Annotated in this window: 11 protein-coding genes, 1 tRNA gene and 1 pseudogene; 5 read left to right on the top strand and 8 right to left on the bottom strand. The window is 44.2% G+C overall.

The window, feature by feature from the left end; genetic code table 11:
• The 3 genes and pseudogenes from QUA45_RS29185 to QUA45_RS14720 form a co-directional block, all read left to right on the top strand.
• A pseudogene (locus QUA45_RS29185) lies at window positions 1-159 on the top strand (SRPBCC family protein); the annotation flags it as partial.
• A gap of 106 nt (window positions 160-265) precedes the next feature.
• Entirely contained in the window at window positions 266-2,335 is a 2,070-nt protein-coding gene (locus tag QUA45_RS14725; RefSeq protein ID WP_333221286.1) for a serine/threonine-protein kinase, read from the top strand.
• A gap of 87 nt (window positions 2,336-2,422) precedes the next feature.
• Window positions 2,423-2,496 (top strand) — tRNA-Val (locus QUA45_RS14720).
• Window positions 2,497-3,342: 846 nt separating this feature from the next.
• Here QUA45_RS14720 and cas12k read toward each other — a convergent pair.
• Window positions 3,343-5,256 carry a type V CRISPR-associated protein Cas12k gene (gene cas12k / locus QUA45_RS14715; RefSeq protein WP_333221284.1) on the bottom strand — a complete coding sequence of 638 codons (1,914 nt, stop codon included), beginning with the start codon at window positions 5,254-5,256 and terminating at the stop codon, window positions 3,343-3,345.
• 71 nt (window positions 5,257-5,327) lie between these two features.
• Between cas12k and QUA45_RS14710 the strand changes: the two genes are divergently transcribed.
• Window positions 5,328-5,756 (top strand): MerR family transcriptional regulator, encoded by a 429-nt coding sequence (locus QUA45_RS14710; RefSeq protein WP_333221282.1) that lies wholly within the window; start codon window positions 5,328-5,330, stop codon window positions 5,754-5,756.
• Between the two features lie 168 nt (window positions 5,757-5,924).
• Here the strand turns inward: QUA45_RS14710 and QUA45_RS14705 are convergent, their stop codons facing one another.
• From QUA45_RS14705 to QUA45_RS14675, 7 genes are all read right to left on the bottom strand, one after another.
• On the bottom strand, window positions 5,925-7,388 hold the full coding sequence (locus QUA45_RS14705; protein WP_333221280.1) for a class I SAM-dependent DNA methyltransferase: 1,464 nt from the start codon (window positions 7,386-7,388) through the stop codon (window positions 5,925-5,927).
• A 19-nt stretch (window positions 7,389-7,407) separates the two neighbouring features.
• Window positions 7,408-8,217, bottom strand: a complete 810-nt coding sequence (locus QUA45_RS14700; protein ID WP_333221279.1) for a hypothetical protein — start codon at window positions 8,215-8,217, stop codon at window positions 7,408-7,410.
• An 8-nt stretch (window positions 8,218-8,225) separates the two neighbouring features.
• Entirely contained in the window at window positions 8,226-9,902 is a 1,677-nt protein-coding gene (locus QUA45_RS14695; protein WP_333221277.1) for an AAA family ATPase, read from the bottom strand.
• Window positions 9,903-9,904: 2 nt separating this feature from the next.
• Complete coding sequence (locus tag QUA45_RS14690) at window positions 9,905-11,689, bottom strand: restriction endonuclease subunit S (protein ID WP_333221275.1); 1,785 nt, start codon at window positions 11,687-11,689, stop codon at window positions 9,905-9,907.
• A 381-nt stretch (window positions 11,690-12,070) separates the two neighbouring features.
• Window positions 12,071-12,574, bottom strand: a complete 504-nt coding sequence (locus tag QUA45_RS14685) for a helix-turn-helix transcriptional regulator (RefSeq protein WP_333221274.1) — start codon at window positions 12,572-12,574, stop codon at window positions 12,071-12,073.
• The gene (locus QUA45_RS14680) at window positions 12,574-13,410 is read right to left on the bottom strand and encodes a TniB family NTP-binding protein (RefSeq protein ID WP_333221273.1); all 837 of its coding nucleotides are present in this window, start codon (window positions 13,408-13,410) and stop codon (window positions 12,574-12,576) included. Before QUA45_RS14680 ends, QUA45_RS14685 begins: the two co-directional genes overlap by 1 nt.
• A gap of 3 nt (window positions 13,411-13,413) precedes the next feature.
• Complete coding sequence (locus tag QUA45_RS14675; RefSeq protein ID WP_333221271.1) at window positions 13,414-15,105, bottom strand: Mu transposase C-terminal domain-containing protein; 1,692 nt, start codon at window positions 15,103-15,105, stop codon at window positions 13,414-13,416.
• Window positions 15,106-15,558: 453 nt separating this feature from the next.
• On the opposite strand from QUA45_RS14675, the gene QUA45_RS14670 reads away from it, so the two are divergent.
• Window positions 15,559-15,822 (top strand): hypothetical protein, encoded by a 264-nt coding sequence (locus QUA45_RS14670; protein ID WP_333221269.1) that lies wholly within the window; start codon window positions 15,559-15,561, stop codon window positions 15,820-15,822.
• Window positions 15,823-16,000: the final 178 nt, after the last annotated feature.

Genomic DNA, 16,000 nt, shown 5'->3' with positions numbered 1-16,000 from the left:
GACAGCAGTATCGTCAAGCTGACAGTGGCTTACGGAATTCCCGGCTGGCTGGGAAAATTGATGGATAACCTATTTCTCGGCCGCGTGGTTGAATCGACAATTCAGGCTGACTTGGAAAGGTTTAAAGAGTATGCTCTGAAAGTGAAAGCGACATCTTAAATTCTGAGGACTAAAGCCCTGGGGTTTTTAATTGTAACGCGAGAGTCGATCGCGCTTTGGCGTCAGTATCATAGAGATGTGCTGCTGATTCCTTCTCGGTTCAGTTATGAGTTACTGCCTAAACCCTGCCTGTCAAAACCCGCAAAATGCCGATCGTACCCAATTCTGCCTGAATTGTGGCTCCAAACTGTTGCTGAGAGAGCGTTACCGCGCCATCAAACCCCTCGGGCGCGGCGGTTTCGGCCGCACTTTTTTAGCAATAGACCAAGACAAACCCTCAAAACCGCGCTGTGCAATTAAACAGTTTTTCCCCCTATCCCAAGGTACCAGCAGCAGCGAGAAAGCAGCAGAATTATTCAACCGAGAAGCGGTGCGACTGGACGAATTGGGAAAACACCCGCAAATTCCCGAACTGCTGGCGCACTTTCAGCAGGAACGCTATCAGTATTTGGTACAGGAATTTATAGAAGGTCAGAATTTACAGGAAGAGTTGGCGCGGACTGGACCTTTCAGCGAAAGTCAGATTCTCAGTCTGCTGAAGGATTTATTGCCAGTATTGCAGTTCGTGCACGATCGCAATGTAATTCACCGAGATATTAAACCGCCCAATATTATCCGCCGCCGCATTTCTCAAACTCCCATAATTTATACTTACCCGACATTAACCGGGGAATTAGTTTTAGTTGATTTTGGCGCTGCAAAAGTTGTGGAGGGTTTGAGAGAAACCGGTACAGTCATCGGTTCTCCCGAATTCGTGGCGCCCGAACAAATTAGAGGTCAAGCGGTTTATGCCAGCGATTTGTACAGTTTGGGAGTAACTTGCATTTATTTGCTGACTCAAATATCTCCTTTTGATTTGTTTGATATCAATCAAGATGCTTGGGTTTGGCGAGACTTTTTGAAGGTTCCAATTGATCCGAAATTAAGTCGCATCCTCGACAAAATGATCGAATCGAGTCTCAGTCGGCGCTACAAATCTGTAGCTGAGGTATTGAAAGATTTGCAGCCGCAGCAGTCGGCGGGGGCGGGCACGGGGGCACCGCCCCTACCAGCGCCTAAAATTCCCGTGCCGCAGAGGACGCCTGTGGTGCAGAATGCAGTGCCCCCAACGCTTGCAGGCACAATTATACCTGTGCCGCCGATGCAGCGGGTTGTACCCGCACGCGCGCCTACTTGGAGGTGTGTTCATACTCTGGTAGGGCATTCTAATGCTGTCACGTCGGTAGCTTTCAGTCCTGATGGCGCGACTTTAGCTAGCGGCAGTGAGGACAAGACGATCGAGATGTGGAAGTTGGAGACAGGTAAGCGGTGGTACACTCTGACGGCTCATTCTGACTGGGTGACTTGTGTGGCGTTTAGTCCTGATGGCGCGAGTTTGGCTAGTGGCGGCCGGGACAAAATGATTCATATTTGGGATTTGAATAAGGGTAAGTGGTGGTACGCTTTGGCTGGTCATTCTGACAGGGTTTCTGCTGTGGCGTTTAGTCGGGATGGTCAGGTTTTGGCTAGCGGCAGTCGGGACAAAACTGTGCAGTTGTGGAATTTGAATAAGGGAAGGCGGATGTCGGCTTTGACTGGTCACGCTGGCGGGGTGGAGGCGGTGGCTTTTAGTGCTGGGGGGGAGTTTTTGGCGAGTGGCAGTCGGGACAAGACTGTGCAGTTGTGGGATTGGCAAAAGGGTCGATCGATTTGTACTTTAGCAGAACACGGGGATTGGGTGCGGGCGATCGTTTTTGCTGCGACCCCCCCCTTGGTAAGGGGGGGAGTAGGAGAAGGATTTACTTCCTCTGTGTCCCCTGCCGGTCAGACCTCCCCCAGCCCCCCCTTGGTAAGGGGGGGAGTAGGAGAAGGATTAATTTTGGCGAGTGGCAGTCGGGATGGTACGGCGAAGCTGTGGCGGGTGGATGCACAGGGGCGAGGGACACTGCTGCGGAGTATGAGGGACAATTCTGGGGATGTTTTGTGTGTGGCGTTCAGTCCTGATGGTCGGGTTTTGGCGACGGGGAGTCGGGATGGCACGATTTATTTGTGGGATGCGGGTACGGGGGGTTTGCTGGAAATTCTGACGGGCCACGGGGGGGAGGTTTTGTCGGTGGCGTTTAGTCCTGATGGGGGGAGTGTGGCTAGTGGTGCGGGCGATCGAACTGTGAAGATTTGGCGGGGGATTGGGCATTAAGGGCGATGTCAAGAGTGCCCGCTTAAAAAAATCTCATATTTCTGCTTGACAGGCGATCGAATGTTCTGCTACATTAGGAATCCGTGAGGACGCATAGCTCAGTTGGTTAGAGCACTACGTTGACATCGTAGGGGTCACTGGTTCGAGTCCAGTTGTGTCCATAAATTTCCATCATTTATAAATCAAGGGTTTTAGGTTTGCTGTTGTACAGTAACAAATTATTTGTCACTGATAACAGATTGATGTCCAGTTAACAAATTATCTGTCCGCGTTGACATATTATTGTCCTCTTTGACAAATTAATATTATTAATGTTTTGAGGACACAACAGGACTCGCTTTCAACCCACCGTTGCAATTTTAATCATAACTAACTTACAAGAAGCTACCCTAGTCGGGATGGCCATTGAAGCCTCAGATGTGCCAAGCGCACGGCAAGCGGATCAATATTTCAACCCACCCCTAGTCGGGATGGCCATTGAAGCTCTATTGCTGTAGCGCCATTTCATCCTTGTTTGGAACTTTCAACCCACCCCTAGTCGGGATGGCCATTGAAGCACTAAGTGCTTAAACCCTAACCTAAACTGGCTTCCAGAAACAAATTTCGTCAACCTTGAAAATGTTGCCCTGGAAACTGTCACAACTGGAGGGTTAACCATCCCAGACAAAGCCCAAATTTAGTCGGGCTATTAACTTCAGAAGATTCGTCAACCTCTTGGGGATTTGGCTCCCGCTTAGGTTCACGAAAAAAATAAGGTGGGTTCCCCCTTGGTCGAAGGTGATTCAGTAGCTACCACTGCGGTAAACCCGCACCCGTATTGCTGGGGGCGCACCTAATTCCTATCCGCAAGGGATAGCAGCTTCGGGGTGGGCAGCTACCAGGGTCAGAAAGCACAACGGTCTTCCAACCGTCAAACTAACCCTCATTTATCACTGCTCAGAGGCTCTTACGAGCATGACCAGCGGCGCTATTTACTATTCTATTGTCAAGGTGCAGTTAGTTGTCAATTAAGTTTTGGAACGTGAGTGATAGACGGAGATCGCTATCTCTTTTGCTTTCTCTTGGGGACTTCCTCTAACTGGCTGCTGTCCCTCTTCGATCGCCATCCCAACTTTCGCTGCTTGACTCTTGATACACTCAATTAGTCTGCCATAACTCCAATTGTGAACGCTAACCCGGTATTGTTTAGCGTAGTTTCGCTGACCTTCTAAAAATTCTGGGCATTTTTGCTCGGCTAAAGCTTGAATTTCGCTTTGGACTATTTCTCGCATATCGCCGAGTTTGGGTAAGACGATGCTACTAGCTTGGTAGTTTTGCGCGATCGCCACAATCTCTTTCGCTAGTAATCTATCTACATATTCCCCTAACTCCGATTCTCCCAAACGGTTAGGGGCAGCCAGTTTTTGGGCGCTGTGTCGCTGTTGGGAAGTGCGCTGTTTTTCCTGTCGCTGGCGGTTGAGTAAATGGTAATTTTTACCGAGTAGCTGTTTGACACTGCGGTAAGTCAGGGGTTTAGATGCGATCGCGTCCACTATGGCGATGGTAGCAGGTTTTTCTAAGCCCAGACTCACACCAACGAGAATATGAGGTTGCCCCTGATATAAAGGTTGACTGGGGCGGGGGAAAGGGTTATTAATACGAGTTAATGTAGAGTTTTTGCGCTGAATAAAGGCTTGCTGGTTTTCGTTAAGGTTGCCTTTTTCTTTGGTTTTGGTGAGGAGTTGGGCAATTTCGGCGGCTTTTTCTTGCTTGACTTGTTCTGTACCTTCGGCAGTCCAGAGACGGGTATCAACTGTGCAGTAAAGGGTTAAGCGGTGGACGTTCCAAGGTTCGCCTCTTCCTTCTCCTTCTTGCCAAGCAATGCGGCCGCTACGGAGGGTGAAAAGGCTGCTGGAATGTTGGTTTTTGCTGGCTCGTTTGATTTGTTGGTCTTCTAGGAAACGATTAAACCAAAGGATTTGACGCTGGTCGCAATAGATTTGAAAACTGTGTTCGCTTAGGCCGTGGAATTTAACGCAGAGGCGATTTGATGGGTTTTTAAACCAGGTTAGGTGTTCGCTGGTTTCGTAGGCGACGGGGAAGGGTAGGGTGCTGGGTTTTTTCAATAGTCGGTCTTGCCAGGATTTAGCTTGGGCTTCGTTTTCGGGGACGGTGGTAGATGCGATCGCTAATGTTTCTAACCATCTAGCGTTTGTTAAGTCTCTACCTTTGGGCATTCTGGCGGTTAGCTGTTCGATGAGGCGCTGGATTTGGATTTCGACTCGGCGGCGACGTTTGGCAAATTTTTCTGGGTCTTCTTCTTTATGGGTGAGTTTACAACCGTTTTTCAACAAGTAAGCGATCGCGCTTCGGTTCAAGTTGTCTTCACTTTGGCGGTAGGCTTCAAACAAGCTGTGAGATAGGCTGCGGTTAGTTTCGGAAACTTTCGGTTTTTTTGCTTTTTTACTTGTTTTTTTAGGCTTGGGAGAGTCGGCGAGGGCTGAGTCCGGAGTAAATTGAGCCAAGATTTCAGCGGCTTGGGTGCGAAGGGTGTCTAAGGTGACACCGTTAGTTTCTATGAGTTCGGCATCGCTTTTGAGCATTTCTAGCCAACGAGTTTTGCCTTCGAGTTGGTATTGCAACCGTTTCATTAAGGCTAACCAAGATTTGTAGATGTAGTTAACGAGGGCGATCGCACTCATGTAAAAGCGACTGGGTTGACCGACATAGCGGGGGTCAGTTTTGAGAGATTCCCAAAGCTGTTTGATCAGTCCTGCGGGCAGTTTGCCGTTTTGTCGCCACGTCGGGAAGTCGGGGTGTTGGCCAACTTGTTCTAGGAGTTCATTGATTAGGGGCGTGTTTTTCTGTGCCATTAACTCCCAAAGTTGACGGCGGGTGGGCTCGTTGGCGATTAGGCGACACTGGATGGTGATTTGACTCATCGCTATTTTTAACACTAATGTTTCAATACTAACATTAATGTATAAATTAGCGCTGCTGTAGAATGAGTTTCATGGAAAAGCGCTTTTTTACGAGTAAGCAGGCGGCCCAGATTGCAGGCTGTACGTTACGTCAGTTGCAGTATTGGCGTGAGAGTGGGGTTGTTGTCCCTGTGATTACGGAAACGGGGACGGGGAGGAGTATTTACTACTCTGAGGGAAATTTGGTGGAGTTGGCGGCGATGGTTTATTGGCTGTCGGTGGGTTTTACCTTTGAGGTGGCGCGGGAAGTGCTGAAGACGCTTAAGGAGCAGTATCCGGGGCTTTTGAGCGATCGAGAGCCAAAGCGGTTAATTTTTGTCAAAGAATCACAGGAAGGAGCGGCTAAGTTGGTAGAGTTCGATGGGGAGAAGGTAGTAGCAGCTTGGGCTGAGGGTAAGTTTGTCGTACCGGTTTGGTTAGATGTGATTCATGCGCGGTTGCGTGAGAAGGTGAAGGGGTAGAGTGCTTGGTCCAACTGGTAGAGTTTGATAGAGAGAAGTTTTAAGTCCGTTTTAGTTAGGGCTTGCTGAATAAGTCCAGGAAACTCAAAAAAGTTCGATCGCGCTATCCTCTAGGGCTTGCTGTGTAAACCTTTAGCTCATTATTCAGCAAGCCCTAGTTAGATATCATTACATCAACAACCTGAAACTGTTCAATGCTGCTTCTAAATTTTCAGCTATTGTTGATGCTAGTTCGTCTGGTTCTGGTAAGTTATCAAGATCAAGCAAGCTCTTATCTTTCTGCCAAAAGATATCTAGGCTCGTTTTGTCTCGCGCCATAATTTCTTCATAGCTGAACTTACGCCAAGGATCTTCAGGACTGTGTTCTGGATGCCAAGTTTGCATACGTTCATGGCGCTTTAAGGGGTTATAACATTGGATAAAGTCTTTCAAGTCTTCAAAGCGTAAGGGTTTCTTCTTGAGAGTGTGGTGAATATTAGTGCGATAATCGTAATACCACACATCTTTAGTCCAAGGGTCTTTACGAGCAGGTTTATTGTCAAAAAACAGCACGTTTGCTTTTACGCCATGTGCATAAAAAATGCCAGTAGGCAAGCGTAGAATGGTGTGTAAATCAGTGTTTTGTAGCAACTTTTTGCGTAAAGTTTCCCCTGCGCCTCCTTCAAAAAGCACATTATCTGGCACTACTACCGCCGCTTTACCACTGGTTTTTAGCATGGTACAGATATGCTGCACGAAGTTTAGCTGTTTGTTGGAAGTATTAACCCAAAAGTCCTGTCGGTTGTAGGTAAAATCATCTTTCTCCTGCTCACCTTCTTCGTTATTAGCAGTGATACTGCTCTTTTTGCCAAAGGGAGGATTGGCTAGCACATAGTCAAAGCGTTGTCCAGTATCCGCTGCTAATGAATCATTGGGAGAGATTGTTGGCTCAGTATCAATCTCACCAATGTTATGCAAGAGCATATTCATTAAGCACAGGCGGCGCGTGTTGGGAACAATTTCGTTACCGTAGAACGTTTTATTTTTGAGAAACTGTTTTTGTGACTTATCAAGTGAATGGTTGTTAACTATGAAGTCATACGCAGGTAGAAAGAAACCACCTGTACCACAAGCAGGATCAGCAATAGTTTTTTTTGGTTCTGGACGGACACACTCAACCATAGCTTTGATCAATGCTCGTGGTGTAAAATACTGCCCTGCGCCCGATTTAGTATCCTCAGCATTTTTTTCCAGCAGTCCTTCGTAGATATCGCCTTTGACATCTGCACCCATTGTCACCCAAGCTTCGTTGTCAATCATGTCAATTACACGAGACAACATTGCTGGATCTTGAATTTTATTTTGAGACTTAATAAATATTTGACCAAGCATTCCTTTTTTCTGTCCCAGTTCGCGCAAAAGCTCAATATAGTGACCTTCAAGTTCTGCACCACGTTTAATTTTTAAGCTTTGCCAGTTATATTTAGCGGGAATACCAACTTCTCGGTTGTAAGGTGGCTTGGCATACTCATCTGCCATTTTCAGAAAGATGAGATATGTGAGTTGTTCCAGGTAGTCACCGTAGCTCACACCCGCGTCCCGTAGAACATTGCAGAAGCTCCAAATTTTGGCAATGATTTGTGATGTTGTCATTTGCAATGTTTTTATATTTTTAGTCAAGAACTAACTGAATCCATTCTAAATTACGTTTGCCTGCTATATAACGTTCGGCAAATAATGAAAATTGCGCTTTTATATTTATAGCATCTTTGAGAAATTTTAACTTCGTTTCAAACCTAGTAATTGCTTCATTATCTCCCACAGCAATTTTTTGAAAATCGTATTCAGCATCGCTTATAAAATGTTCTAAGATATGGGCTAATTTTTTTCTCTCTTCAACTATTTCGCTGTGATGCAAATGATAAAGCTTAATCGATTCTTCTACTCTATCTCGGTCAATTTGATTTGCTGAAGTTACAGAGCATGGAGTTCCATCATCATTAAAGTCCAATAGCTTAACATCTGCTTCCATACAAGGATCTAGCAATTTAGGTCTTTCGTAAACTTCATCACCGGGTTTATAAGCTCTTTTATTCTCGTCTATTAGTGGGAAATAGTTGCCTTTTCCACCTAATCTATTATTATTTCCCAAATCCTTGCGGCGTTTATTACAATATCCACATGAGTATCTATAGTTTCTGTAATCAAAAGCTAGCCATCTATAACCATCATGTTTAGGTTTTACTTGCGAAACCTTCTTTTTAGGTCGAAAATGCTCAACCTCTTTATCAGACCGGGACTGGATCGCTTCACAATACCAGCATTTTTTATCAACAACCTGTTCTAGCGCAGGCTTTAAATCCTGCCAAACGTTACAAAAATTATCTATGTCTGCACCTTGAGCAACTTCTATAGTTGCTTTTTGAGAGTTCGCTAACCATCCATTAGGTAGTACAATTGAATTAATATCTATGTAGCGCATACAATTTTTTAGGAATCTTCATTCTTTGACATAATTTTCTTCATAAGCTCTAGTGCTGCCTTACGCTGATCTTCTGTAGGTAAAACTTCTTTTGATCTTTGTTCTTCTAAAGCTTTTTGATAATCATGACGAGCGCGAAGGTATTCTGTAAATAAAGGATCTCGAGCTTCATGTCGGAAGCCATAGCTTTCTAACTCATCATTGAGCTTTTTTAACTCTTGTTTTTGAGTATTGTCTAATGGAGTTTCTGAAAGTGACAATTCTCTTTTACGTGCTAAAAGGCTCAATGTATAATTATCAAGTGAGGCTGGTAAATCGAACATATCACTCGTTAAAATACCTGCATACCCCATACCGCGTGGGTCTTCTTCTGGTGGGCTAACATTAATCTCTAGATTATCCATATTTCGCTTAAGAATTTGTACTTGTTCCTTAACTAACTCAGCGATCGCTAATGGATTGTGTGTAGTTAATAGTACATGAGTTGTTTCTTGGTTGACATCTCCCATCCCCACAAATTGCTTTAAATAATCTAGGTATTTCACACTCCAAACTGGGTTAAGGTGAGTATCAGGTTCGTCAAGCAAAAATAGGCTTTCTTCTTCGGCTGTAAAGCGGAGCAAACCTAAAACTGTTAAAAGTTGCTGTTCGCCTTCACTTAATTCTCGGAATGTAACTGAGCCATCGTTTTTCCGTAGCTTAACTCGAATTCTGACTTCTTCAATCAATTCGGAAACATAAGTGCTTTCTATGTCACGAAAAAATTCTCTAGGATGTTTTTCTCCTACAAGCTCTCGCAATGCCTCCATATCCTTAACATAGAGATATAAAAATTCTGTCCTCTTTTTATTCCACAAAGAAGCATCAACACGACGTTTAATACGAATTGGCGCTAATGAAACATCATAAAGTCGAGCTAAAAAATCACTGACCACACCTCGTGCATTCCAAAAACGAGGATCTCCAACTTTTGAATTCCAAGGCGGTTGGCGTAATACAAACAAAACTGAGTCAATACCGCTTTCTGGATCTAAACCTAATTGATTATCTAAAAAGTCACGAACAATGTTATCTTGCTGAATAATGAATGCAAGTAATACAAATTGGCTATGTATCGGCAGAGCATAGAATAATCGCCTTAGTCCAGGGTCTTGACCACTGCGAAGAACCCTGTCATAATCCGCTAAATACTTGCGAAAAACTTCTTCCATGCGTGAGCTATGGCCTGAGTAATAGCCAAAGATGTACTTTGGTAAGTATTGCTCTTGAGATCCGATAAATTGGCTTAGAGGAATTCGCTTACCCCAGTCATTAGTTGGATGTTCAGGCGCATCTTCTAGCAATGATATTTGGACATAATTTGTAGCCTGTTCGCTATCATTGATAGGTTTTACATAAATTTTGTAGGCATCCTTAACCCGTTTTGGATCTGCGTCTATATAGATAGAATTGCATCGACAACGATAGACAATACGATAAGTAAAAGATGGTTTTTTGTTGGCTGCACTCTTATTGTCCGCTATAATTATTAGATCGCGAAATAGGGTTGCAAGTGCTTCTAGTACATTGGATTTCCCAGTACCGTTCCAACCAATAACAACAGTTACCCAATGCTCCTGATCGAAATCGATCAAAACATCGCGCAAGTTTTTATATTCGCCAACCCATAAGCGATCTAGACGCATAATTATCCCTCCTTTATCATGGAAATACGCAGCCAGTCTTCATCACCACGCCGTTCTAATTCGATGCGCTTTTCTTTTACTAAATCACGAAGATCAAGATACATTTTTTCTATAGCTTCTGTTTCTGCTCCCTCACTAATGCCACATTGACTAAAGACATCTTGAGCGCTTAACCAAGCAGGTGCGGATTCAAGTACGCTTATCAAATCTGCCATTTTAGTCTTCTCCTTTTTCTTGGTTGTAACTCGTTTACGAGTTATTTTTGGTACAGCTTCTCGTTCAGTACGAATACGCTCTAGTAAAACAGTTGCTGGTTCGTCATTAGGATCTTGTGATACAAGTTCACCAGAAAATGCTTTTTTAAGAATGCAGTAACGCAATACTTCAGCTTTTTGTAAATTTTCTTCGACTATTTCCGTTAACCTTTCAAGAGTTGTAAGCGTAGCTTCCAAAAGATATACTATCTTTTGCTGCTCTGATGGAGAACATATTGAAAGTACAATATTGATCATCCGAGTTAATCCAAGATCTTGATTCCCAACTCCATGAGTGTATTTTTGAGCCTGAGAATAACAAAAAAAAGAATTTAAACTGTGTTGTAAATAAAAGGGTTCAATACTATCTACAATCTTTAAAATAGCTATATGTACCCAAACATTAAAATTAAAATCATATGTATTAACACGCGCTATCCCAGTCGTTCCACCTTTTGTATAAATAATATCACCCACTTCGGGTTTGCATCGCTTTGATAATTCTTCATGCAATTCTTTTGAAATGTATTTGACATTTTCAAAATCTATACCTTCGGGACGAACATTTCCTCCCGTTATAAACGGGATACCTTTATCTTTATCAGCATATTGTGGACTGTAGTGCGGCCCATCTTTTACTGACCATGTAAGTTGTCCTAAACGCACCCAACACCACCCTTCTGGTAGCTGAGGTAATTGTTCTAATTCCTCTTCTTTTAGTGGAGATGGCTCTTTAAGCTTCTGGGGTTTACTGGGCTTTCCACCTTGTTTACCGTTTTCTTCCCACGTTTGAACTGCTTTTTCCCACTCTTCTAACTGCTGCTGATAGCGTTGTTCACGTTGTTGTTTAATGAGTGCTAGGAGTTGCTCGGCAGTTTCCAATTGGTCAGCATGAGCATTACGCCACTTTTCGGTGAGCTTACCTTCAAAGGCGTGTTTCAGTACCGCTTGGCGATAAACATTGAGGTGTTCACGGCAGGTTTTAATGCTTTCGATACCTTGATCTACCTCCGAAAAAAGTTCATCAATTTTTGCAACAATTCGATATTGTTCGTCAACAGGTGGTATAGGTATTGGCAACTCAGAAAATGCCTTACCTGATAGCTCTTTAAATGTAGTACCGCTAGCTCTTTCTTCTGCAATTCGTTTTGCACTTTTAAGAAAATAATAAACATACTCGTTAAATATACCTTTGGCGGGTACAATGCTCTTGAAACCCTGGCTTGTAGAAATATTGGTTTTAGAAATAACGACGTATCCAATAGGAGCTCGTGATGAAAAGTGGATACTGCCTGCTGGCATCAGCTTTGCTGACGAGTTCTCTAATCCAGTTTCGGTCAGACTTTTCGCTCCTTTAAAAATGAATTTATTGTTATATCCTGAGAGATCGGCAGGTGAAATCCAGTTTATAGCACCACCCCAAAATGATGGATTCTTAGTAGATGGAGTTCCACCAGATACAACTTCACCAATATCTGCAATGGTTGCCCATTGCCAATTTGTAGGGATTGTCCACAATTGTATTTCACTCATTCTACGCTGCAAAAACCTCATTGTAGTTTGTTCTTCATTAAATTTCCGGGCATTCCCTTAGTGATGTTTAAAAAAGCAAGTTTAAACATTGTACCTTAGATTATCGCCATAAGACATGATACTAGAATTAATACCGCCAAAACAACGAATAAATCAGGACTTACGCAAACACGAGAAGATTGCCCCACAAAAGACCAAATGTAGAAGCTGTCCCTAAGTCCTGTAAGTGAAACTATAGCAATTAACTGATTGTGCTGTGCGTTACCCTTAAAATTATCCAGATGGGCATAAGCCTGCTAAACCTATAACGGAGCTAGTTTAGTGTGGTCGCTTTTTAGCTTCTCTATCGTTCATGCTGGAGACGAGCTCAACTAAGTTTCGTTATATTGCCTTCTGATACTTTGCCATCTCAGCAAACGTCAAAAAACACCGCTGACAAAACCCATCTACCCACAATGCTGGAATCTTAAACCTAGCCCCACAGTTGGGACACTCTGACAACAACCTTAACTCATGCCGATTGCACCCCGTTGCCGTCTTAAACTGCCACTCAATCTTATGACAAGGCGACTGGGCATAACAAGCCCCACACAACCGAACCGGCTCTAACTTCATCCCTACACCAGGAGGCGGTAACATTTCCTGTAACCGCTCGCCCTCCACGCCTATCACCGCCGCCAACGCCTCCAACTGCTGAGGAGAAGGAGGCGGATTAAACCGAAACTTTTCCCAACGGGCGATCGCGCCTCCCAACCCCGCCATCTTACCCAAGCCACTCGGCGTTAACTCATTAGCCCGTCGAAACCGCCCCAAAAAATGGCTCAAACTCTCACCCTCCAACGGTTCCACCCGAAACAGCCAAGGCTGGATATCGATCGCTTCCATCACTTGTACTCCGCAGCAACTTCCTTGAGAGTCTCCAAATCAATCCTTGATAATCCCCTCTTCAAAGCCCGAATCGCCGTCTCCCTAAGAATCATATCCAATAGCCCTACATACCCCCCAGTCGCCTCCCCCAAAGTCTTCAGCATCGCCTTACTAGAAAGATTAGAAGCCACTGGTAACTGCAAAACGTTCTTTTCCCAAACCTCCACCGTCCGCTTAAACTCCTCCCCCGACAACTTCCCAAACCGATGACTTGACCGAAAACGGTTATAAACCTGTTCATCCCGCTTAATCACCGCATCTAAGCGATCGGTTCCCACCAAAATCACCGGAATTTCCAACTTATCAAAAATATCCCGCACCTCAGCAAACGTCTTAGGCTTAAACCGATCCGCTTCATCAATAATCAGCATCTCCACGCAGCACCCCTTGAGCACCCGCATCGTGCGATCTCGAATTTCGGCGATCGTTCCCTTAACCACCTGATACTTCAAATGCTCAAGAATCACCCCAAACAATTCCTTCGCGCCACACTCTTGCGGAATTTGGATGTAAGCCACAGGAACCGTTGGCGGCTGTCCCGGCTGCAGAAGAGGTTTGTGCCGTAACCTGTAAGCATCACACCCCATAGTTTTGCCCGTCCTCGACTCGCCCACAACTCGCCCCGACTGCCGAGACTGTCGCTTTCCTTCCAGCCAGTCATGGAGAATTTTAACCTGTTCCAACTGCACAAAAGTCTTGCGGTTCAATCTTTGAATTTCCGCTTGAATTTTTTCTTGATTAAGGGGAATATCGCCTAATTCCTTAGCGACTGCTTGGGCTTCTTGATTCGTCATTTTTTACCACCCGTAATCTTCGCGCATTTGTTCGTAATCCAATACTTCCGGCATTTCTGGTTCAGCTTCACTGTTGTTCGATACCACTTCCTCCGGTTCCGGTTCCATAGATACAGGCTGTTTTGCCTTACGGATTTCACCTTGTTCAGCCTTTTGGCGTTCCTTTTTCGTTTTCTTCTGGGTGAGGGAAGTTTCGCGATCGCGCACTTCCTCCAAAATCGAACGGTTAGTAACCGCTTTCCCAGCTTCCCGAAGCTTGAGACTACTAGCTTTCGCCTCATGTAAAGATAGTTCTTCAGCTTCTAAATCTTGTGCTACTGCACGGGCTAAAAATACCTCCTTACTACCCTCATTGCGGTAAACCAAAAGCCTTGTAATATCTTTGGGGTCATATCGCAGCACTACACTTTCCCCTGCGTAACCCGCCAAATATTCACCCCGATACATAAAGTTTCCAAATTGTAAGTAGCCACCCCTTTGAATAATTCGTTTCGACTGTTTCATCAAGCAAATATCCAAATCTCTTTCTGAGATTAAAGGTGGCATAGCAAGTAAACCAGCCTCCCATCGTTGAAACCTTGTTTGGTCGCCCATCCGAGCGTCAAGACGCTGATTGTAGTTATCAACAAGATAGCGGACTAAATATTGCTCTAACTGCCGCAGAGTCAAACACGCTTCTTTTTCTGCATCTTCCGGCCGCTTTTGTACATTTGACCCCGTATATCCCGGCAAAGTGGAAAATAGCTCGGTGTTCAATGTGCCAAAGGGACGCTCGACAATACCACCTTCAGAGGGGCGATCGCGCAAATGGCAAACAAACCCTAACTGCACTCCTATTTGCTGCAAATGTTCCGAACGAAAATCCTTACCGCCATCAGTATAAAAATGCTCTGGCTTCCCATAAGTTCCCCACTCGCAATGCAGACCATATTCTGCACCGTATTGCTTCGGCAAAATAGCATGGCGCAAAGCTAAAGCCACTACCTGAGAACTAGGAGCGTCAAAGCCTAAATTAATGCCCAGAATACAGCGAGAATAGCTATCAATAACCGTCGTCAACCAAGGACGACCTAAATTCCCATGCTGATCCACTAGCAACAGATCAGCGAGAGTGTGATCGCATTGCCACACCTGGTTGCTGTACTCCACTGCCAAATCTGTACCGTCGCGAGTTTTAACCGACAAACGCGATCCTCGCCATCCCGGACTGCGAATGCTTTTGGCTTTTTCTTGTTTTTCAATTACAGGATTGAGGATGCGGTACACCGTCATGTGGCTGGGAGACTTGACCCCTAATTCGTGGGCTTTTGCTTGTACTCTTAGGAAAACCTGCTTCGGGGTCATCCGTTTACCGCCCTTATTTCCTTCCCGATAGGTTGTGAGAATTAAATCTTGCCAGTCAGTATCAACTCGGTGCTTACCTTTATCAGAGCGTTCTGTTTCAACCAGACCCGACAGCCCTTGTTCTTCCCATTTATCCACTAACCGCCGCACCGTCCGCACCGACTTGCCCAGTTTTTGAGCAGCTTCTTTAAGCTTTTGGGCATACGTGGCGCGATCGCCTGCCTCCATAAGGCTTTGAATCACTTCGATCTTGAGCTTCGCCTCGTCGGAAAGCTCAGAGGCGATGGTATTGGCTTCTTCGATGTTGCCCCTCTCATCTGAAATCGTTTCTGAGGGATGAGCATTAGACATAAACGTTACTGTTTGATTAGAACATAAATGTATTTTAGACGTAAAACTGTGACAGTCAATGTGTTAACTTTGATTTTAATCCAGAATTTTCCACTTTCAGGGAAATGACACTTAATTAGTTAAGTATCGGGAATTGGACATTTAATTTGTTAATGCCGTGGGATGCAAGGTGGAGGGAGAACAAGGAGTACAAATCGTTACAACCGTTGATATGTAAAGGTTATCGTTGTTTTTCGATTTGTGTCACGAATTTGTTAATGTGACAAATAATTTGTTACTGTACAGCCCTTCCTACCGAGAGTTTTTTCTTTCCCTAGACAATTAACCTATTAGTTAGATAATGAACTTAAAAATCTGACGCACCCTACTGAATCAGAATCAAATGATATTAATGATATTAGAGCATTGGAGACTTTACCATGACTCAAGCAATATCTAAGTTAATGACTTTTGATGAATTCCTGGAATGGAAACCAGAAAACGGACGCTATTAATTACATAACGGATTTATGGTTGAAATGCCCAATCCAACTGGTAAACATTCAGCGAGTGCGGGTTTTCAGGCGACCGAATTGGGTTTGTAAATCAAGCGATTACAACCAAATTCCTTACTTTATTCCGAAGGAATCTACAATTAAATTTAACGATAACTCTGGCTACGATCCAGATGTGATTGTATTAGATAAACAAGCCGTAGAAGCCAATGAGTCTAGATAGGAAAGAGAATCAGTTATTACTCAGTAAAATTCGATTAAATTAATTATTGAAATTGTCAGCACAAATTGGCGGGATGATTGTGCACATAAAATGATTGAGTGTGCAGGGTAAGAGCATCTCAATCACGCTTGACAAAAGGACTCAGAAGAATCTAATATATTGTCAGTCAAACAAGAAC

Origin of the sequence: Microcoleus sp. Pol12A5 (assembly GCF_036701435.1) — a bacterium.
Lineage (GTDB): Bacteria > Cyanobacteriota > Cyanobacteriia > Cyanobacteriales > Microcoleaceae > Microcoleus.
This window is presented reverse-complemented; position numbering and strand designations above follow the sequence as displayed.